General features: G+C 58.3%; 10 protein-coding genes and 4 pseudogenes. 6 read left to right on the top strand and 8 right to left on the bottom strand.

The features are described 5' to 3' along the window. Positions 1 to 41 precede the first annotated feature (41 nt). The 3 genes from BLT09_RS26380 (at position 42) to BLT09_RS26365 (ending at position 6616) form a co-directional block, all read left to right on the top strand. Positions 42 to 1223 (top strand): M24 family metallopeptidase, encoded by a 1182-nt coding sequence (locus BLT09_RS26380; protein ID WP_091598598.1) that lies wholly within the window; start codon positions 42 to 44, stop codon positions 1221 to 1223. Positions 1224 to 2484: 1261 nt separating this feature from the next. Next, positions 2485 to 4959 carry a GcvT family protein gene (locus BLT09_RS26370; RefSeq protein WP_091598592.1) on the top strand — a complete coding sequence of 825 codons (2475 nt, stop codon included), beginning with the start codon at positions 2485 to 2487 and terminating at the stop codon, positions 4957 to 4959. A gap of 196 nt (positions 4960 to 5155) precedes the next feature. Further along, positions 5156 to 6616, top strand: a complete 1461-nt coding sequence (locus BLT09_RS26365) for an aspartate ammonia-lyase (protein ID WP_091598589.1) — start codon at positions 5156 to 5158, stop codon at positions 6614 to 6616. A gap of 260 nt (positions 6617 to 6876) precedes the next feature. Here the strand turns inward: BLT09_RS26365 and purF are convergent. From purF to BLT09_RS26350, 3 genes and pseudogenes are all read right to left on the bottom strand, one after another. After that, positions 6877 to 8344 (bottom strand): annotated as a pseudogene (purF, locus tag BLT09_RS26360) (amidophosphoribosyltransferase). A gap of 276 nt (positions 8345 to 8620) precedes the next feature. Beyond that, complete coding sequence (locus tag BLT09_RS26355) at positions 8621 to 9766, bottom strand: M20 family metallopeptidase (RefSeq protein ID WP_091598585.1); 1146 nt, start codon at positions 9764 to 9766, stop codon at positions 8621 to 8623. A 38-nt stretch (positions 9767 to 9804) separates the two neighbouring features. Further along, complete coding sequence (locus BLT09_RS26350) at positions 9805 to 10989, bottom strand: aminotransferase class V-fold PLP-dependent enzyme (protein ID WP_244529130.1); 1185 nt, start codon at positions 10987 to 10989, stop codon at positions 9805 to 9807. Between the two features lie 290 nt (positions 10990 to 11279). Here BLT09_RS26350 and BLT09_RS26345 point away from each other — a divergent pair, with 290 nt between their 5' ends. Continuing rightward, entirely contained in the window at positions 11280 to 11741 is a 462-nt protein-coding gene (locus BLT09_RS26345) for an Lrp/AsnC family transcriptional regulator (RefSeq protein WP_091598579.1), read from the top strand. Positions 11742 to 13102: 1361 nt separating this feature from the next. On the opposite strand, the gene BLT09_RS26340 is transcribed toward BLT09_RS26345, so the two are convergent. The 3 genes from BLT09_RS26340 to BLT09_RS35725 all read right to left on the bottom strand — a co-directional run bounded on the left by BLT09_RS26340 (position 13103) and on the right by BLT09_RS35725 (position 16543). After that, entirely contained in the window at positions 13103 to 14263 is a 1161-nt protein-coding gene (locus BLT09_RS26340; protein ID WP_206630134.1) for an NAD(P)/FAD-dependent oxidoreductase, read from the bottom strand. After that, complete coding sequence (locus BLT09_RS26335) at positions 14256 to 15884, bottom strand: NAD(P)/FAD-dependent oxidoreductase (RefSeq protein WP_091598574.1); 1629 nt, start codon at positions 15882 to 15884, stop codon at positions 14256 to 14258. Before BLT09_RS26335 ends, BLT09_RS26340 begins: the two co-directional genes overlap by 8 nt. Before the next feature lie 503 nt (positions 15885 to 16387). Continuing rightward, positions 16388 to 16543 carry a hypothetical protein gene (locus BLT09_RS35725; protein ID WP_342028472.1) on the bottom strand — a complete coding sequence of 52 codons (156 nt, stop codon included), beginning with the start codon at positions 16541 to 16543 and terminating at the stop codon, positions 16388 to 16390. Positions 16544 to 16912: 369 nt separating this feature from the next. Between BLT09_RS35725 and BLT09_RS26325 the strand changes: the two are divergent. Beyond that, positions 16913 to 17166 (top strand): annotated as a pseudogene (locus BLT09_RS26325) (IS21 family transposase); the annotation flags it as partial. Positions 17167 to 17355: 189 nt separating this feature from the next. On the opposite strand, the pseudogene BLT09_RS35175 reads toward BLT09_RS26325, so the two are convergent. After that, a pseudogene (locus tag BLT09_RS35175) lies at positions 17356 to 17695 on the bottom strand (hypothetical protein); the annotation flags it as partial. 126 nt (positions 17696 to 17821) lie between these two features. On the opposite strand from BLT09_RS35175, the pseudogene istB reads away from it, so the two are divergent. After that, positions 17822 to 18556, top strand: a pseudogene (gene istB / locus BLT09_RS26315) (IS21-like element helper ATPase IstB). An 89-nt stretch (positions 18557 to 18645) separates the two neighbouring features. Here the strand turns inward: istB and BLT09_RS26310 are convergent. Then, on the bottom strand, positions 18646 to 19038 hold the full coding sequence (locus tag BLT09_RS26310; protein ID WP_091598568.1) for a transposase: 393 nt from the start codon (positions 19036 to 19038) through the stop codon (positions 18646 to 18648). Positions 19039 to 19677: the final 639 nt, after the last annotated feature.

Below are 19677 nucleotides of genomic sequence, written 5' to 3'. Positions count from 1 at the left end.
TTTGTCCGGTCAGCCAACCTAGGTTTAGAGGACGATTACAAATGGACTTTGAGAAACCCTTTCAGCCGGCGGAGTATCGACGCCGTATCCAAGACGTGAAGAGACGGATGGAGGAAGCAGGATTCGACCTGCTAATCTGCCAAGACCCCGCAAATATGTGCTGGCTGACCGGCTATGACGCTTGGTCCTTCTACACGCCACAAGTGGTTCTATTGCACCTAAAATCGGACACGCCGATTTGGATAGGGCGACTGGTCGACGTGAACGGCGCTCGTGCCACGACGGACTTGCCTGCTGACAACATTATCAATTTTTCCGACGACCGACTTCATCATGTGGAGCTGCATCCCTACGACGAAGTCAGCGAAATCATAAAATCCCGCGGTTGGGGATCTGATCGCATAGGGGTCGAGCTCGATGCGCATTTTTATACAGCGCGGGCGCATCAGCACCTTGTCAACGGCCTTCCAAATGCAAAGTTCTCTGACAGCCGCGGCCTCGTTAATTGGGCCCGACTGGTCAAATCCGACGCTGAACTCGTCTACATGAGGGAAGCGGGTCGGATTGTCAGCCACACCATGCGCCAGGCGATCAATAATCTGAAGCCAGGAGTTCCTGAATACGAAATCGTCGCTCAGATTTATGCTGATCAGACCAGAGGCGTTGATGGGAAATACGGTGATTATACAAGCCTCTGTCCATTGATACAGGTTGACGAGAAGACGAACGCTCCACACCTCACATGGTCGGACAAGCCCCTGCCCAAGTCGGGGCTGGTCCTCCTGGAGATTGGAGCGGCCAGGCGCCATTATCACGCGCCTCTGACGCGTACGGTCTACATGGGAAAGCCACCTAAGGAGGCTCAACACCTCGCTAATGCAATCATCGAAGGTGGCGACGCTGTTCTAGAAATGGCAAAGCCGGGTGTAATCGTCGACGAACTGAACACCGTCTGGCTGAGCGTTCTGAACCGCCACGGGTACGTCAAAAAAGGCCGTTCCGGCTACTCAATCGGCATGAATTTTCCGCCAGACTGGGGCGAGCGCACTGTGAGCATTCGCGCCGGCGAAAAGACCGTGCTCCAGGCTGGCATGTGCTTCCATTTCCAATCAGGAGTGAGGCCTCCTGCCTTCGGAGCCGCAATCTCGGAGTCGTTTGTTGTTACCGAAAAGGGTGGCGAGCGGCTAGCCGACGTCGCACGAGAGTTGATAGTCGTAGACTAGCTGAAAGCTTTTAGGCAGCCGGATTGGGAAGGTGGCCGAAGTGCTTCGCTTCCCAATCCGTTAACTTTTCATCTTACCCGGAAGAGCGCTGAGTTTACCTGTCGGGCAACTATCAGTATTCCGGCCACTCATAACCCATTCAATGCCACAGATCTTTCGCAATCGACGCGAGATCGTGCCCACGGAAGGGTGTAGCTGAGGACTTGGTCGCCGCGCGCTCTGGCATGCAGCCGGCGTATCAGCCCACAGCCGGCAGGCCCATAAGCGGATCATGGCTCATCTGGCCTAACAAGCTCCTTCATCGCTATGAGCAGGAGCAGCGCACCTGCGAGGCGGACTATGGCATCTCCTTGGAGAAGAAGCCGCCGACCATTGTCTTCCGCTTGATCTAGCCGGTGAGCCGATCGTTGGCACTATGCAGCTTCGCGCGGCAGCCGTGATGGCGCTGAGGACTTCACCGGATCTGGTCAGCAGCGGCCGCTATTAGTCGTTCCGCCAACCTCCCGCACGACTGCGGTCAGCGTCTTTAAGAGGGAAGTAGGAGCCCTCCGCAGCTTGGGATGCGCAAGCTCGAGGGTGCCGACGCGCGTCTCACAGTCGCGCTCGGGACAGCCGTGGCACTGGGCAAGCGCGGGTTCTTTTCGCCGGAGGGCGGTCGGTGGGCGGCGTTCGCCTTCAGCTTCCTCGGCCGCTCGGCGGCAAAGGCGACCACGTCGCGCAGGACATGGGGGTTGGGGTCTTCTCTCGGGGCATGCCTAGGTCATCATTTTGTTGGCTGTCGATGGTTTCCTCGAGCAGTTTGTGTCGGCAACCTACATGATGCAGCCGCAATCCACTCGCTAGCCACAGCGCTATCGAGGGACCAGCCGCGAAGGACGCGGCCATCGCCTGAGCTCGTGTAGGCGCGCGACCCAGCCGTGGGTCAAGGGCCGCTATCTGAGAGACGGCGCAGTTTACCATCTGGGTGCTCGGACACGCTTTGGAAGTGTTCGCAATCGGACCAACCCTGATTCATCAGCGCCGCCCGTTCTCCCGCGCAATAATTCAGCGCCCAACCGAAGAATACGCAGAACGACACCGCTTTTGCGGCACAATTAGCGCGATCTACGCGAGCTTCGCCCCTTAGTCTGCTGGAAAGTGACTGACTCATGATCATAAGGCCGGAAATGGCGCGGAAGCGGCCCGCATAAGCTCAAGATGGCCGAACTCGTCGAAACACCTTGCCGCTGCCAGTTCCGAGTGAAACCGAACAAGGATACATATGATTACGAATCCGCCTTTCCGTCCTCGTGAAACAGCGACTCGCCACCACGAGATCGTCATAGTTGGTGGAGGGATCGCGGGAGCAAGTGTTGCCTTTCACCTTGCAAGGAACGGTAAGAAGGACGTCGCACTCTTGGAGCGCAACAGTCTTACGTCCGGTACAACTTGGCACGCTGCGGGTTTGATCATGCAGACGCGTGGGACACACGCACTGACGGAGATCGCAAAATACAATGCTGAACTTTACTCCGCGCTGGAGGCCGAGACTGGCCAAGCTACCGGATTCAAGCGAAATGGCACGCTTGGGGTCGCCAGAACCAAGGAACGCCTATACGAAACTGCACGCAACGCCTCGATCGCCAAAAGTTTTGGCCTTGAGGCCAACATGATCTCGCCTAGCGAGGCGAAAAAACTCTATCCAGCGCTCAACGCGTCAATCATCGAAGGCGCAGTCTTTATCCCTGGTGACGGCCAAACCAATCCTGTCGACACATGCATGGCGTTAGCTCTTGGCGCCAAAAAGAACGGCGTAAAAATTTCCGAAAACGCAGAAGTCACAGACCTCTGGCGTACCGCAGACGGACGCTACCAAGTTCGGACTAACGACGGAGTTGTTGAAGCTGAAATTCTCGTGCTTGCGTGTGGGCTTTGGACCAGAGAACTTGCGTCAAAGTTAGGTGCACGAATTCCGATATACGCGGCAGAGCACTTTTATGTAGTGACCGAAGCCATGGATTTTGTGACGCCCACCTTGCCAGTGCTACGCGACACCGACGGGCATGTGTATCTGAAGGAAGATACAGGAAAGCTCTTGGTTGGTGCCTTCGAGCCTTGGGGAAAACCTTTGCCGATGGGGAAGCTTCCGAAGGAAACGGCGTACATCGAGCTTCCTGAGGACTGGGATCACTTTGAGCTACCGATGACCAAAGCGATAGAGATTGTTCCTGATCTTGCGAACTGCGGCATTGCAAAGTTTTTCAATGGTCCTGAAAGTTTCACCCCTGACCTTCTGTTCATGATTGGTGAAGTTCCTGGATCGAAAAATCTTTTCGTTTCGACAGGTTATAATTCAGAGGGCATTGAATACGGCGCGGGAGCCGGACGAGCTCTGGCAGAGTGGATCATTGCCGGTGAGCCTCAGATGGATATCAGCTTCGTGGATGTCGCCCGTTTCCATCCCTTCCAGATCAATAAACGATATTTGCACGATCGCACAGCCGAAGTGTTGGGTCTTCACTATAAGATGCACTGGCCGGCTTACCAGTCTGAGACATCCCGAGGTGTCCGCAAAAGCGCTCTTCACGACCGGTGGGCGAGGCTTGGAGCTAGCTTTGGCGAAGGAATGGGATGGGAGCGTCCCATGTGGTTCGCGGGGGAGGGGGAATCGACTAAAAACGTCTACTCCTACGACGAGCCGAACTGGTTCAAATATACCAGTCAGGAGTGCAAGGCTGCCCGCAACAATGCCATCTTGTTGGACCAAAGCTCTTTCGGCAAACACTTGGTTCACGGTCGCGATGCGTGCCGTTTCCTTCAGTGGCTTTGCGCCGGCAACGTGGATGTACCTGTGGGAAAGCTGGTATACACCCACATGCTCAATGAAAAGGGCGGGATAGAGACGGACATCACTGTAAACCGATTGTCGCAGACAGAGTTCCTAATCATCTCGTCAGCGACCGTCCATCCTCGGGATAAGGCCTGGATAACAAAACACATTACTGACGAATGGAATGTCACGGTCACCGATCTCACGTCTGGGTACGCGGTCCTGTCATTGCAAGGCCCGCGATCGCGCGAGATCCTATCGCAGGTAACCGACACAGATCTGGCGAATTCGGCGTTCCCATTCGCTACCAGTCAGGAAATCGATATCGGATATGCTCGTGTGATAGCCAACAGGCTGACTTATGTCGGAGAACTTGGCTGGGAGCTTCATATTCCAACCGAGATGGCACAGCACGTGTTTGATGTTGTTTGGGAGGCCGGCCAAGCGTATGGCCTCAAGGCTGCAGGGTACCACGCGCTTGAACATCTGCGGTCCGAGCGCGCCTACCGAGAATACCAGCTCGATCTAACACCAGTTGATACGTTGCTTGAAGCGGGGTTAGGATTTACAGTGGACTGGAATAAAGAAGGCGGCTTTATAGGAAAAGACGCGTTGACGTCCCAGAAAAATTCCGGACCGCTTAAAAAACGACTGGTATCATTCAAGCTTCGCGATCCGAAGCCTGTCCTCTTTCATGAAGAGCTTATCCGCTGTGACGGGAGGATTGTCGGATATATTTCGTCCGGCGTGAAGAGCTTTACGATCGGAACGTCAATCGGAATGGGATATGTAAACCACCCCGCTGGTGTCACGAAGGACCTGATTGAAAACAGTCGATGGGAAATCGAGATCGCCGGCAAACTCTATGAATGCGACGCGTCGCTCCGGGCGTTTTTCGATCCAAACGGCGATCGGGCTAAACAATAGGGCGCCACCATGGAGGCGCAGCGAGCTGGTTCTCTTCTGTCCCCGGAGGGATCCGCTCCGCAACTACTTCGAAGCCCGGAGGCCCACTTTTCCTTGTGGGGACCGCTCGGCCCGCGGAGCTATGACGAGGCTTCGATGAGCTCCGAGTTGGAGGCTTCCAACTGACATGCGCCTCCGAGCCAACTGCGCCAGCGCAATGACTGAGGTAATCGTGGTGACGAAGGCTCCAGAAATAGAGCGCATCGAGAAAGATCCGCTTGGCCCTGTAAGCATCCCGGTCGATGCCTATTATGGCCCGCAAACGGCTCGGGGCATTGCTAACTTCCCGATTTCTGGTATCCGGATCAGCCATTTTCCGAACTTCATCAAGTCGCTTGCCTACGTGAAAATGGCAGCGGCACGCGCCAACGCGGTGCTCGGCGATCTGGACAAGCAAAAGGCCGATGTCATCTGCCAGGTCTGCGAAGAAATCGCGGCCGGCAGGCATCTCAGCCATTTCCCGCTCGATGTGTTTCAAGGCGGCGCAGGCACCTCGACCAACATGAACATCAATGAAGTGATCGCCAATCGCGGCTTGGAGATCATGGGACTGCCACGCGGACAATACGACCAACTGCACCCCAATAACGACGTCAACTTCGCCCAATCGACAAACGATGTTTATCCGACAGCGATCCGTCTTGCGATCCTTCTTTCACGCGGGGCATTGCAACGAGCTTTGGAGCAACTCGCGACTGAGTTGGAGGGCAAGTCGGAAGCCTTTTCGGACGTGATCAAACTGGGCCGCACGCAGTTGCAAGACGCAGTTCCGATGACGCTTGGCCAGGAGTTTCAGGCTTTCGCGACGACGCTGCGGGAAGATGTGGCCCGTCTCGGTGAGATTGGCGCTTTCTTCCATGAAATCAATCTCGGTGGCACGGCGATTGGCACCGGCATCAATACGAACCCCGGCTATCAGGCGGCAGCTGTCGCCGAGTTGCGCGCGATTTCCGGCCTGCCCGTTATCCCGGCCGGAAATCTGATCGAAGCCTGCTGGGATACCGGTGCCTTCGTGCTCTTCTCGGGAATGCTGAAGCGGACGGCCACGAAACTCTCGAAGATATGCAACGATCTGCGGCTGCTTTCCAGCGGCCCGCGTGGGGGGCTGAACGAAATCAATTTGCCAGCGCTTCAGCCCGGCTCCTCGATCATGCCCGGAAAGGTCAATCCTGTAGTGCCGGAGGTGGTCAATCAGGTCGCCTTTCAGATCATCGGTTACGATCTCACGATCACACTCGCCTCCGAAGCGGGACAGCTGCAGCTGAACGTCATGGAGCCGGTGATCGCCTACAATTTACTGCACTCGCTTGAGCTTCTCACCAATGCCGTCGATGTTCTGCGCACGAAGTGCGTCGTGGGCATTACCGCCAATGCAGAGACTTGCCGCAGGCATCTCGAAGCCAGCACCGCCGTGGCAACAGCTCTGACGCCCGCGATCGGGTATGATCGGGCGGCGGAGCTTGCAAAGTTAGTCTTGTCCTCCGGTAAAACGATCCGCGAAGTCCTGGCCGAGCAGCCGGACCTTTCGGAGGAGCTCATCGCACAGGCCGCCGATCCGCACCTTTTGACCCGCCCCATGCCATCGCGACCGGCTTCACAACAGCGGGCCGAAGATTGATCGACTGATCTGCGCAGCGGCGCTGTGCCCGGACACCGACGCTGCATCTGTCGGCGCGCCGTGTTCGAACATACGGACCAGGGATCGCTCAGAGGTGGTGCGGTCGAAGGACTCTTCCGCAGTAAGCCCGCAGAATGGTTCCGGCCGAGTTCAACGTTACCAGGCCAGGTTGCCCTTTGGCTGACCACCCTTCACCTTCCGAGCAGCAGTGCTTCGGGGTTCATACCGACCACGAAGCCGCTCCACCTGGCTAGCCAGATTCACTGTCCGCCTGCGGCGAAAGCCGACAGAGCCCGGACGTTGTCAGCGCCTTTGGTCGGGTAGGCGGGTCGGATACTCGGCAGTGAAGCAGGCGTCGCAGAATTGAGGCTGTTTGTTCTCACGGGCCGTTTCGCCGAGAGCTCGATAAAGCCCGTCGATCGACAGGAAGCCAAGCGAATCGACACGGATAAATTTGGCCATTTCCTCGATCGACATGCGCGACGCTAAAAGTTTCGCCGTCTCGGGCGTGTCGACGCCGTAGAAGCATGAGGAGCGTGTCGGCGGCGAAGCAACGCGCATATGAACTTCCTTCGCGCCGGCATCGCGCAGCAACTGTACGATCTTCTGGCTGGTTGTGCCTCGCACTACGGAATCGTCGACCAGCACGATCCGCTTATCCTCGATCATCCGGCGATTGGCATTGTGCTTCAGCTTGACGCCCATGTGGCGGATGGAATCCGTCGGCTGGATGAAGGTGCGGCCTACATAGTGGTTGCGGATGATGCCGAGCTCGAAGGGCAGGCCGGCGGCTTGGGCGAAGCCGATCGCGGCCGGCGTGCCGCCGTCGGGCACAGGCACTACGATATCGGCATCGACCGGGTTCTCGATGGCGAGCTCGGCGCCAATCTTCTTCCGCACTTCATAGACGTTGCGGCCCTAGACCGACGAATCCGGACGAGAGAAATAGACATACTCGAAAATGCAGGACCGCGGTTTCTGCGTTTCGAGCGGGAACAGGCTCTCCACTCCCTCAGCGGTGACGATGACCATCTCGCCAGGCTTGAGGTCTCGAACAAAGCGCGCACCGATGATGTCGAGCGCGCAGGTCTCTGAGGCCAGGATCCAGGCGCCGTCAAGTTCGCCTAGTACCAGCGGCCGGATCCCGAGCGCGTCGCGGCAGCCGATCATTTTTGTGGGGGAGAGCGCTACCAATGAGAATGCGCCCTCCAGTTGGCGAACCGCATCTATGAAGCGCGAAATGACGTCCTTCCCGCTGCTGGTTGCGATGAGATGCAGGATCGTTTCGGCGTCGGAGGTCGACGAGAAGATCGAACCCTGCTTCTGCAGCGTACGCTGCAGCGTCATCGCATTGGTGATGTTGCCGTTGTGGGCGATGGCAAAGCCGCCGTCGGCCAACTCGGCGAAGAAAGGCTGTACGTTGCTCAGCCCGGGTCCGCCCGCGGTGGCGTAGCGGGTGTGGCCGATGGCGCGCGTGCCCTTCAGCCGGTCGAGGACCGGCTGCTTGGTAAAGGTGTCGCCGATCAGGCCGACATGACGTTCGACGTGGAACTGCGTGCCGTCATAGGAGACAATGCCCGCCGCCTCCTGGCCCCGGTGCTGCAGGGCATGCAAGCCGAGGGTTACGATAGTGGCCGCATCCAAGGGGCCAAAGACACCGAATATGCCGCATTCATCATGAAAATGATCATCGGCCTCCGCAGAGAAGAGTTTATCTGCCTCAAACATTTGTCATGGTCATTATCGGAAGCCCAAGATCAGGTAAGCTGTCGTCTTCGCCTGGATCGGACCATGAGGCCGCGGATGTCAGCTGCGAAGCCCCCAGCCGATATCCGTCCCAATGCGCCAGCCTCTTGCTGCATCGAGGTCAGAGATGATCATCCGGCAACGGCGGGATCAAATCTAAGTGGCTTGGTAGGGCTTGAAATCTACCGTAAGGCACGTGGTCCCGCGAAGCCGAAGTCATCGCGGGGTCCTATTCTTGCGTGATTGTGCCAGTGGTCGCTAGTAGGTAAGCATGATCTTTTGGTAGATGTCGACCGCTTTGGCCAATTGATCAATCTCCACGTACTCATTGGCAGTATGGGCCTGATCAATACTCCCAGGTCCAAGAATAACGCAGGGAATACCTCCCAACGACAGCTGACTCGCATCCGTCCCATATGGAACTCCGCGGTGCTGGCCCGTTCCGGCAACTTCAGCACAGGCCTTTGCCGCCACCGCGGCGATTTTTGTGGCTTCCGCACTCGGGGGAGCTGGATCTTCCAGAGCGGGTAGCAGCGAGCGCACCTTGATCTTATCGGGACCCTGGCGCAGGCCCTCCAGGATGTTTTCTACCTCCTGGAGCGCGTCCGCCGGTCGCTCTCCCGGTATGAGCCGCCGGTCGATCCACACCCGGCAGGATGGCGGTACCGTCGCCAATTCCGCACCCCCTTCGATGAGCGTGATCGTGAGGGTCGGGGGGCTGACCAGGGGGTGCACGCGTTGGGACAGAGTCTCATTAATCTTGTCGAGCGCCAAGATAACCTTGGCCATTCCTGTGATCGCGTTCACTCCGAGATGGGGCTTGGAGCTGTGAGCGGGCACACCCTCCACTTCAACCTGCCAGCGGACCGATCCTTTATGTGCAACGACAAGCTCCAAGTCAGTGGGCTCACCGACCACTGCGGCCTCGTAGGATACACCTGATTGAGCGATTTTTCGCGCCCCCTTCTTTCGGTATTCTTCGTCGACGCTTGCACCTAGGACAATCGTGTATCGTGGCTTACGGTCCCCCAGGGTGCTAAGAGCCATGAGCATTGCCGCGAGCGGGCCCTTATCGTCACAACTTCCTCGCCCATAAATCCGATCATCCCGTTCGTCCGGCGAAAAAGGATCTGCCTCCCAATTATCAACCGGCACCGTGTCCATGTGGGATATGAACAGGACACGCTTGTCGGGCTCCTGCCCAGGAACCCAGGTGAAGAAGTTGGCGCGGCCGTCGGTGACTTCCTGATACTCAAAGGGCAGATTACGCTCTCGGCAAAAGGCCTCGAGGAACTCAGCGACCTTTTGTTCACCGCTCCCCTTTGCCGACGCTGAAGGGTTGATGCTCTCAATTTTTATGAGTTGTTTGAGAAGCTCTACCGTTTGTGTGCTGATGGACGACATGAATACTCCTATCCCTCCTTGAGAACGCAAGCTTGCGGCTATGCCAGCCAGTTCTTTGCCAGGCCGACAACTCGGTCAGCCTCGTCTGCTGTGTTGTATAAATGTAGCGAGAAGCGCAGCATTCCCCGGCGTGCTGAGACGATCACCTGGTTTTTCAATAAATGCTCGTGCAGCGACTGAATGCGGCTATCGGCTTTTCCCGAACTAGGTGCTGGATCTCCGAGAGCAACAATACTTCCGGTGTGATCCCCTGGCGTTCCGCCGCAGACCGGGAGCCCGAGGTCTAGGAGGCCCGACGCCAGTCGCCTTGCAACCGATGTAACGCTTTGTTCAATGGCGGGCGTGCCGATTTCCATCAGCTGTCCGATGGATGCGTGGACCGCTATGACGCCGGGAAAATTGAAATGGCCAATCTCAAAACGGGGCGCGCCGGCGCGCAATTTTACCGAATCGAATATTGGAGCCGACTCTGGTGCGTCGCCCAAATCGACACTAAAGCGGGCGAGGTAGGCAGGGCTTAGGCGATCCGCCCATTCCCGGCGGCAATATAGAAATCCCAACCCATAGAGGCCCATCAACCCCTTGTAAGATGAAGCCACCAAACCGTCGACGCCAAGCAGTTTGACATCGGTATGGAGGATGCCAACTGATTGGGAGGCGTCGGCCAAAAGAAAGGCGCCAAGACGCTTGCAAGCCTCGGCTATCGGCTCCATCACTGTCTTGAAACCTGGCACCATTGTGACAGTCGATACTGTAACGATACGGGTGCGCGAGTCGATTTGATCGATAGTAGCGTCGCACGGGATTGCGCCGTTATCAGATTCTACAATCCGCAGCTCAACTCCGTGCTTGTCCCTGAGTTGAAGCCAAGGAAGGATGTTGTTTGCGTGCTCCAATTGGCGGCACAGGACAACATTGTCTCCGGGCTTCCAAGGAATCGCGTTTCCGATTATGTTAATGCCTTCCGATGCATTCTTCGTAACAGCGATTTCGTCCTTTTCGGCCCCAATAAATTGAGCAAATCTGGAGCGTGTTTGCTCGACAAGCTGCATCATTCCTTCTTCGTCATTCAAGCCGTTTAGTCGATTATCAAGGTGCTGATCCATGGACGTACGGGTGGTTCTGGATATGAGCCCCTGATTTGCAACATCCATGTAAATGGCGCTTTGGGTGGCTGGAAATTCCTGCCGGAGGACGTCCAAAGGAAGAAAATGGCTTGTCATGCTCGTCATCAGATCCGTGTTACGTGGGTAAAGAGCGCAAAATCTACTCGGGACGCCCATTTCTGCAGTTGTGGCAACGAAATGCCTTGATTGAGAAGCCGTCGAGCTACCGTTGCGGGCGATCATACCATTCGGCCGAATTTAATAAGACAAGAGGTTCACCACGGGAGGCACATGCCTTTCGCTGATCGGATCATTTTATGGCTTGATCCTTGTGGAACTCAGGCTAATATCGTGTGAGCCAAGCAGTTTTTCTGCGCAAACCTCTCCTTTTTTGCAGTGATCGTGAAATGGACCTGGATCGAGTTGATCGCAAGCTTCTCAACGCAGTGCAGCGCGACAATCGCCTGACGACGGCTGAATTGGGCGAACTTGCGGGCCTTTCTGCGACCGCTTGTCAGCGGCGACTGAAGCGACTGCGTGATGAAGGTGTGATCGAGGCTGACGTTGCCATAGTCTCGCCACAAGCCGTGGGTCGTCCCATGCTCATGCTGGCGTCGATCAGTCTCGAGCGTGAGCGGGTAGATATCATTGATAGATTCAAGCAGGCGGTTCGGCGCACGCCTGAGATCATGAGTGCGTACTATGTGACGGGTGAAGCCGACTTCCTTCTGCTGATCTCTGTCCGGGACATGGCCGAGTATGAGGCATTTACCCGCCGATTTTTTCATGAGTCTGATATCAAAGCAGTCAAGACGATGGTCGTAATGGATCGGATAAAGGCGTCATTGGCTCTGCCTATTGAAGAATAATGCAGTATGCGAACCGCGTCAAATATTGCGCTGACACTTTGCGTTTCAATCGCATATACTTGAGAACGATTCGCGGTTCGTCTGGTGGTAATGCGATGTAGGGGGCGGTGAAGTGCGTCTTTTTCGACGTACTGGATGAAATAAAAAGCTTGGCACCACTGCGCATTCGCGGACGTGAGGCATACAATAGAGCGGATCGTTGGATTTATCGGCGATCATGTGCCTATCCGCTTAAAAACGTCGGTTTGACGCTGGTAGAGTCACAAGGAACGATCCGCACGGGAATATCAAAGCGGACCTGGCGCGGCAGTTTTGCTGAGGAAAGGCAAACGCTGATCAAGGCATTTGTCCTAGAACGTTAAGGCGACGTCCCCGCGTGGATGAGGATGGCGATTTGCTTGGCCCGTTAGCGCGAGATCTGCCTGGGAGCGCACACAGGCGATCACCGAAGGCCTGACGGCCGACACGCTGGGCGACCCAGATATAGCGGCAGCTGAGGACGAGGGGGCGTCTTATCTTGAAGGCTTCCCCTCGCTTCCGCCCCTTTGCCCTTCTGCCATCGTCACGGAACGAGGACAAATAGCGGGCCCGTAAGATCCAGACCTCGCCGTCGATGCGATCGGGTCGAAGTTTGTCGCGAGCTGTTCGCGAAACGCCGATTTCCTGCGTTTGCCTTCGGACAATCGAACAAGGCGGCCAATCTGCGGCTGCTATATTCGCGATGAGGGCTTGGATCGGTTCTACCCCAAAAGTATCAAAGCCGCCCTGACGCGGCCAGTTCTGCTGAGGAAATGCCGGCAGAGTTATGATTATTCGGGTCCGATGCCAAGCGAAGAGGAATACATCAACGGATGGTGGAAAGGCACCCGCGCCTCTGGGCGAAGCAGGGAGATATCATAGGCGCCCTATACCCGATGGACTCGTTGACGGCCGAGGCCATTGATATCCGCGCGCCTGGCACATGCATCGTATACGATCCCCCGAAGGAGTAGCGCTCATTGCGCGACCGCTAAGTCGCTGAAAAAGGGACGGCTGCTTCGACCGCCCTTGGGCCAGCGGTGCACCACCCGCAGACTGCCTCTTTATTAGACTTCAAGCCATCCGGCAGCCTTTAATTGGCCCGATGCGCGGTCGCAGAACTTTTCCGCCGCGTTTGTGCGAAAGGAAATTGCCCGCGCACTGGATAGCAGAAGCCGTGCTCAAATTGTCAGCCCTCACGGGTCTGCAGTTCATGGACCCAGACGACGGAATCGCAGTTGACAGATAGCGATGCGCCGGCACGGCAGCGCGTCGCACTCGCGCTCAAGCCCCGCGGCCAAGGTTCCACAGTAAATAAGCGGCCGTGTCCGTGGGATAGGGGTCTATGGGGCCTCCTCCATCGCGAGCGACACCCATCCCTGCAATTCACGCCAGTCGGGCTCAAGTCTCGCAAATCGTGCCAGCCTGAATGAGGAAATGTCCGCGAAGCTACAGATGCCGTCGACAACCACATCGCGGATCGCTCGCCCGCTAGATGGCGAGAGACCGAAGCCCACGCTGGACATAGTCGCAACAACCACATTAGGAAACGTCGAGAGCCGGTCGATCACGGGACGCCCGTCAGGCGTGTTCTCGATCACGCCGGCCCAGGATCGGATGATGCTAGCGTGCGCGGCCTTTGGCATCATCTCAACCAGGCGGCGGCCGATATGCGCCATCAGCGGCGTCGTGGGGTTGGCAGATAGGCCTCTGTCGGATAGCTCCAGCCATTCGTGTGGACCGCCTCCAAAGGCCAGATTGCCGCGCAGTGTCTGCCGGCCGTGGAGGCCATTTCCCTCGACACCGCCGTAAGCCATCAAGGGTAGCGGTTCGGTCACGATCATCTCGGCGCGCGCGCTCGCCAAAGGAACCTCCTGCCCAAGCATCGTGGACAAGCGACCAGTGTGCGGCCCTGCTGCAATCACCAGCTGATCGCAGCCAAGCAGGCCCCGCTCTGTCTCGACGCCTACCACCCTCTCACCTTCGGTGCGGAACCCCGTGACCGCGCAGTGTTGCATCAGCCGGCCGCCATGGTCCTGCATCCCCCAAGCATAGCCCTGGACTGTGCGGTGTGGATTAGCGTGCCCGCCGAAGTGATAAAAATGCGCGCCGACGACGTTGTCGCCGGCGAGGGGAACGAGTTCGCTGATTTGCTTCTGGTCGAGAAGCTCGCAGCGGTACCCCTGGCGCTTCACTGCTGCAGCGCTGCGGTTTTGGACCGCTAATTGCTCCTCGGTCACGGCGAGGTGGATCCGATTCGCCGAGAACTCTGTCGGATAGCCGAGCAGTTGATCCATGATCGGCCACAGCCGAAGCATCTCGGGGTAGAGAGGCGAAGTAACGTGCCCACAGCCGCCGCCGTTGCGACCGGACGCCTCCCAACCGACAATGCCTTTCTCGATAACTAGTACGTCGACGCCGGATTGTGCCAGCCACCAGGCGGCGCTCAGCCCAGTAACCCCGCCGCCGACAATGACGACTGATGCGCCCGTGACCTTAGTCACTGCCGCCTCGCTCACCATTTACCGCCGCGGCGGTCGCTTCATTAGTCGAAACTGTATAAAATTCGGGAACCTCCGATGGGCGTTGCCACTGCGAGAGGATTCCGAACCAGAGCTCCCAATGTCGGGCCTGGTCTGCCGATTCGGGAAGCTGGCTGGCGATCGCAAGTGGCAGCGGGCGCACCGGCGCGCGGTAGCCTGCGAGAGGAATAGCAGCCAGCGGCGCGGTGGCCTGTAGCGCCAGCAAGGCCGCTATCTGCTCGCGGCAGCGCCGTCCTTGGCACGGTCCCATGCCCGCGCGCGTGAGTCGCTTAACCTGGTCCGGGTTTGGGGGGCCCTTGTCTAGCAAGGACGAGAGCGAGCGGTCGTTGCGACGGTCGGCTTGCCAGCCTAAATAGCGCGGCGGACGCACCTCGAGTATCTCGCGGGCGGTGACCTCCTCACATTGACATACGTGGAACCCGCCGCGCGCCTCTATGACGCTGGCGCGTACCCAACCCATACGATAAGCTGACAAATCGTAGACGGGCCGATCGGGATCCAAGCCCTCCGCCGAGTCAAAGTTTTCGGCGTCCCCAAGGATGGCGCCGACTGCGCGTAGCCCTTCGCCCGCGGCGATTCTGCGGTCGAGCGACTTCGCAGGCCAAATGCCGGCACAGTCGCCGACCGCGAAGATGTTGTAGACGCTGGTACGCTGACCCGCGTCCACCACCGGCGCATAGCCGCCGCGTTCCGGCTGAAAAGCGATATGGCAGCCGAGAGCGGCGAGGAGATCGACGACCGGAGTCGTGCCAACCGCCAGCACGACGCCCTCACAGTCGATTCGGCGCTCTTCGCCTACGGCTCGACCGGCCTTGTCTACGGCGGCGATGAGCACTCCCTCGACCGATTCCCCTCCCAGCGCCTCGCGCACGACACAATGGGTCAGTAATTCGCAGCCGCCGGCGAGCAATTCAGTTACAAGGTGGTCGGGACCGACGTGCTCGGTCGCCTGTTCGACAATCGCCGCGATCTCAATGCCGGCGTCCCTAAGTGCTGCGGCAGCACTCAGCGCCTCCGCCGACGTGCCGAGGATCACCACACGCCGAGGGTTCAGGGCTCCGAACCGTGTTGCGAGTGTAACCGCCGCGGTGGCGCCCATTACGCCCGGCTTCTCCCAGCCGGGGAAGCCCAGCCCTATGTCCCTCCGGCCGGCCGCGACGATGACGTGTTCGGCGCCGATCAGCCAACCGCGTTCCTGATCGGCTAGGCCGGCAACCGTACCGGGGAGCCAGTGGACACCGGGACCATTTGCATAAAGCCCCCAACAGGCGGTTCCGAGCCGCACGTCCACGCCAGCGTCAAATGCGACCTGGATCAGTGGCTCTAAAGTGACGAAGGCCTCAATCATGGCATTGCGGTTGCGCGCTACGCCGGACATGCCCTGTCCATAGTGCAGTGGCACCTCGTTGCCCATCGTCTTGAAGGTGACTGGGTTCTCGTCGATGAGCACGACCGAGATACCTCGCCTAGCAGCCTCAATTGAGGCGGACAGGCCTGCAGGACCTGCGCCAACTACCAAAAGCTGGGTCTGTTCCTGGACGATCAGCTCTTTGCCTGCAACGGATTTTTGATCAATCTGCATGAGTCCGCTATAGTACCGTCAATCGTTAGCTTGACCATGCGGGTGCTCGTTCCGCACGCTTCACGTTGCTTGCATCGGAGACCCACTCGATTACTTCAGAAGCGCCTCAGCGCAAGGCAGTGTTGGGATGCTCAAGTCCAAGCCGTTGGTTGATGTTCATTCGCTAGAGGCCTTGTGTCAAATTCAGTTTGTGAATTGGGCTGATCTGGTTTCGAGATGAAGCGAAGTCATCGTAACGCGATGATCATCTCCGGAGTAGCGTCCCTTGTCACATCCCGTTGGCGACCTGCACCGCGCGTCACCAGCTTTTTGGCGGCATCGGCGAATGTCTTGTCAGGTGGGAAAGCGATGCTCTGTTGCCATTGAGCATGATGCCTGTAGTGGTGTAACTTAACAGTACGAGCAAGGACGCGGCTTTCGCCATCGCAACCCTTGGCGACAAGGTCATCCACTGTCACCGTATGCGTAAAGCCGCTCGACGTCCCGCATGATAGTGCGATCCTTCATCGAGATCTGGTGCGACGTATCGAGCCGTCGCCCCGATCAACTTTTACGCCGCTTTCACAGGCCTGATGATATGATTTTTCCCCCTCTAAGGAGGGCAGAAAAGCATGATGAATATTGATGGTCTTGCCGAGCAGCCGGGTCGAATAGCCCATCCGACAATACTGCATGTATCGGGCCAGGACGACGAGGTCGGCCAGGGCCTCCTATACAAGTCAAGCAGCCAATGTTCCTGCTCTGCCTTGTTCTCGGCAGTCACCTTTCGATAGCCGGCGCGACCGTCTTCACGGCGAGCCGGGTCGAGCACATCGTGCGCGAGGCGGCGTCTGGCCGCAAATTCCGAGGTATGTCGCCCCCCGATTCCGAGATGATTTCGCCCCCTCCTTCCGAGAATTAACCGCCCCCTGATTCCGAAATGATGCCGCCCCTTGGAAGGGTGTATGGGCTTGGTGCTCTGCGGGTGAAATGTTCCTTCTTTTGGGTTGTCCAGGAGAAGGAATGAAATGCCTGCGGAGAGATTGGCGATGGGGCGTGTCCGCGAGATTTTGAGATATCGATTTGAAGAGTGGCCTTGGCCACAAGGCGATCTCATACAGGGTCGGGGCTGCGCCTCGACTGTGCGCGAAACGCTTCGCCGGGCGGAGGCTGTTGAACTGACCTACCGTTAGGGGACGAGATCGCCGACGCGGTCCTGGAGGCCGCGCTCTACAAGGCAAACGGGACGAAGACAGGGCACCGTCGCAGCGTGGAGCCGGACTGGGCTTGCGTGGATCGACAGCCTGGCTGAGGTTAACGCGGCGATCGGCGAGTTGCTTGCCGATCTGAACGATCACCGCGTGCTACGCCGTGTCGGCTGCACGCGGCGATAACTGTTCGACGAGATCAACCGGCCCGCACGCAAGCCGCTGCCGGCTGAGCGTTACGGCTTTGCTGAAGGCGCATTCGGCGCGCCTAAGCTGTTCCGCAAGGGCGAGAGGATGGCCGCGACGAAGCGCTTCATGGCGGTGTAAGCACCGCCGTAGCCACGCTGACGAATCTCGCGCAGCCGCACGGCTTAGATCGGGACAGGCTGCGACCCGGTCACGCAGATAATCGAGATAGGGCACAAGCTCATTCGGCGCCCAACCAGTCGGGGAGGTCGGCAGTTCGATCCCGCGCTCGATGTATTTGCGGACCGCTTGGGGTCGCGGCCAGTGCGCCATCGCCGCCACGGACGGCCCCTGGCGGTGTAGATCCAGTAGCATCAGAAGTTCTCCAAGTTGGACCTCTAGCGCCGCTCCGATTCCGATCAGATCGAAACGGATCATCGACGCTGGTGCGAAAGCCGCCAGTTCCGGGACGCGCCCCGGAACTGGCGGCAATGGCGCCAACTAGGGAATTTTCGATGCCCACAATCCGGGACTATCCATCGCCCGATGACAAACGAGAATGACATGCTTGTACATCCCACCCTCGACCGGCTCAACGCCATCGGCTGACCGGAATGGCCAAGGCGTTCAATGAAATGGCCGCCAATGCCGAGGCCGAACAGCTATCGCATGGCGAATGGCTGGCGCTGTTGCTCGACTGGGAATGGAGCTGGCGCTACAATCGCAAGCTCGGCGCCCGCCTGCGCTTTGCCAAGCTGCGCCATCAGGTCGCCCCTAAGGATGTGGACTATCGTGGCGATCGCGGCCTCGATCGAGCCTTGTTCCTCAAGCTCATCGCGGGCGACTGGATCGATGCCCACGACAATTTGGCCATCTGCCGCCCATCAGGCGTCGGCAAGAGTTGGTTGGCCTGCGCGCTCGGGCGTAAGGCCTGCCGGGAGCCCGGTCCGTTCTCTATCAGCGTGTCCCACGCCTGTTCGCCAATCTGGCGCTCGCCAGATGCGATGGTCGCTACGCACGCCTGCAACGCACGCTCGCCCGCGTCCAATTGATGATCCTTGATGATTGGGGGCCTTGAACCCCTCGACGATCAGGCACGGCATGTCTCCTCGAAATCCTCGAGGATCGCTACGGCCGACGCTCCACCATCATTACCAGCCAACTGCCCGTGTCAGCAGACATGACGGCATCGGAAATCTGACTTATGCCGACGCCATCCTGGATCGCCTCGTCCACAACGATCATCGCATCGATCTGACAGGCGAAAGCCTGCGGCGAAAGCAGCCGCAAAAAGCTTGACACCTGACGCATAAGAAGAAGTGACAACAATCAACGCCAGCAGAGCCCTAGCCCAAGGGGCGAGATCATCTCGGAATCCGGGGGCGCAATCATATCGTAAGAAAGGGGCGGCTTCGTCGGAATAGGCAGAGCGCCGCCTCGACCATGGCGCGCGCCATCTTCGGCTTGGTCGCAAACTCGACCGTCTCCGGGATCGACGCCTTGGCACATCGCGCCCGATCGTTTGTCCAGCTCTCAGCGACGATCGACCAGCGCTTGGCCGTAGCGGCTCGCGTAAGCCAAGAACACGCCGATCTGGCTGTTCTCGATCCGCCCCGCCGTTCGCGCGACACCGGCGGAACGAGCGCGCCCTTCTTCACAAATCCCGTCTCGTCGACGATCGGGACGCCATCCTCATCGCCCAACGCCTCCACCACATAATCGCGAACCTCGTCTCGGAGCCGATCAGCGTCCCAGTGGCTGCGCCCCAATAGCGACTGCATCCGATAGGGTCGCCCGCTCCGGACTGCTGAGCCATCAGCCAGCCCGTCTTGCGCTCAATGCCGGAACGAAGGCCGTCAAGGAAATCTGCGCCCTTCTCCCGCAGCTCACGACGAGGAAGCCATCCAGCACAATTCAGATATTCTCCTCCGCGCCATATTGCTTCCGGGTGAACCGGCGGACGTCCTTGATGACCTTCTCCGCAGAACGCTTCGTCACTTCCGTTTCTGTCTCATCGTCGTCCTTTGAAACGGTAGGATGACCCAGCAAACCTCCTCTCTCAATCAGCCCAATTTTGTCTTATTGGTGCTGACGGGGGACAGGCACCTCGATGGGTCGATGAGTTGCCAGCCAATCGATAGCACCAGGTTGAGCGTTGAGCGACGTCATGGGCTCCTGGAAGATCATGGGCGACGCGGTCGGCGCGAATGAGCTGCATCTGACGGTCATTGTGTCGCGAGATCGGTCTCACTAGCCGGACGGTGCCTGACGACAGCCAACCGGCATTGCTGCGGTAGCAATTGCATGATCGCCAGCGCCGTCATCGATTTGCCGGAACCGGATTCGCCGGCAATGCAAGGCGTCTCGCCGTGGAAGTGAGAACGATAGGTCTGATACCACCGGCCGCTGGCCATCTTCGC

Origin of the sequence: Mesorhizobium muleiense (assembly GCF_900099905.1) — a bacterium.
In the GTDB taxonomy this organism is placed as follows: Bacteria; Pseudomonadota; Alphaproteobacteria; order Rhizobiales; family Rhizobiaceae; genus Mesorhizobium; species Mesorhizobium muleiense.
Note: the sequence above shows the minus strand (reverse complement) of the source record. Positions and strands in the feature narration are given on the sequence as shown.

Bases quoted from the DNA above. Each gene is read 5' to 3' on its own strand.
- BLT09_RS26380 (WP_091598598.1), top strand. From the start codon at position 42: ATGGACTTTGAGAAACCCTTTCAGCCGGCGGAGTATCGACGCCGTATC.
- BLT09_RS26370 (WP_091598592.1), top strand. From the start codon at position 2,485: ATGATTACGAATCCGCCTTTCCGTCCTCGTGAAACAGCGACTCGCCAC.
- BLT09_RS26365 (WP_091598589.1), top strand. From the start codon at position 5,156: ATGACTGAGGTAATCGTGGTGACGAAGGCTCCAGAAATAGAGCGCATC.
- BLT09_RS26355 (WP_091598585.1), bottom strand. From the start codon at position 9,766: ATGTCGTCCATCAGCACACAAACGGTAGAGCTTCTCAAACAACTCATA.
- BLT09_RS26350 (WP_244529130.1), bottom strand. From the start codon at position 10,989: ATGACAAGCCATTTTCTTCCTTTGGACGTCCTCCGGCAGGAATTTCCA.
- BLT09_RS26345 (WP_091598579.1), top strand. From the start codon at position 11,280: ATGGACCTGGATCGAGTTGATCGCAAGCTTCTCAACGCAGTGCAGCGC.
- BLT09_RS26335 (WP_091598574.1), bottom strand. From the start codon at position 15,884: ATGCAGATTGATCAAAAATCCGTTGCAGGCAAAGAGCTGATCGTCCAG.
- BLT09_RS35725 (WP_342028472.1), bottom strand. From the start codon at position 16,543: ATGGGCTATTCGACCCGGCTGCTCGGCAAGACCATCAATATTCATCAT.
- BLT09_RS26310 (WP_091598568.1), bottom strand. From the start codon at position 19,038: ATGCAGTCGCTATTGGGGCGCAGCCACTGGGACGCTGATCGGCTCCGA.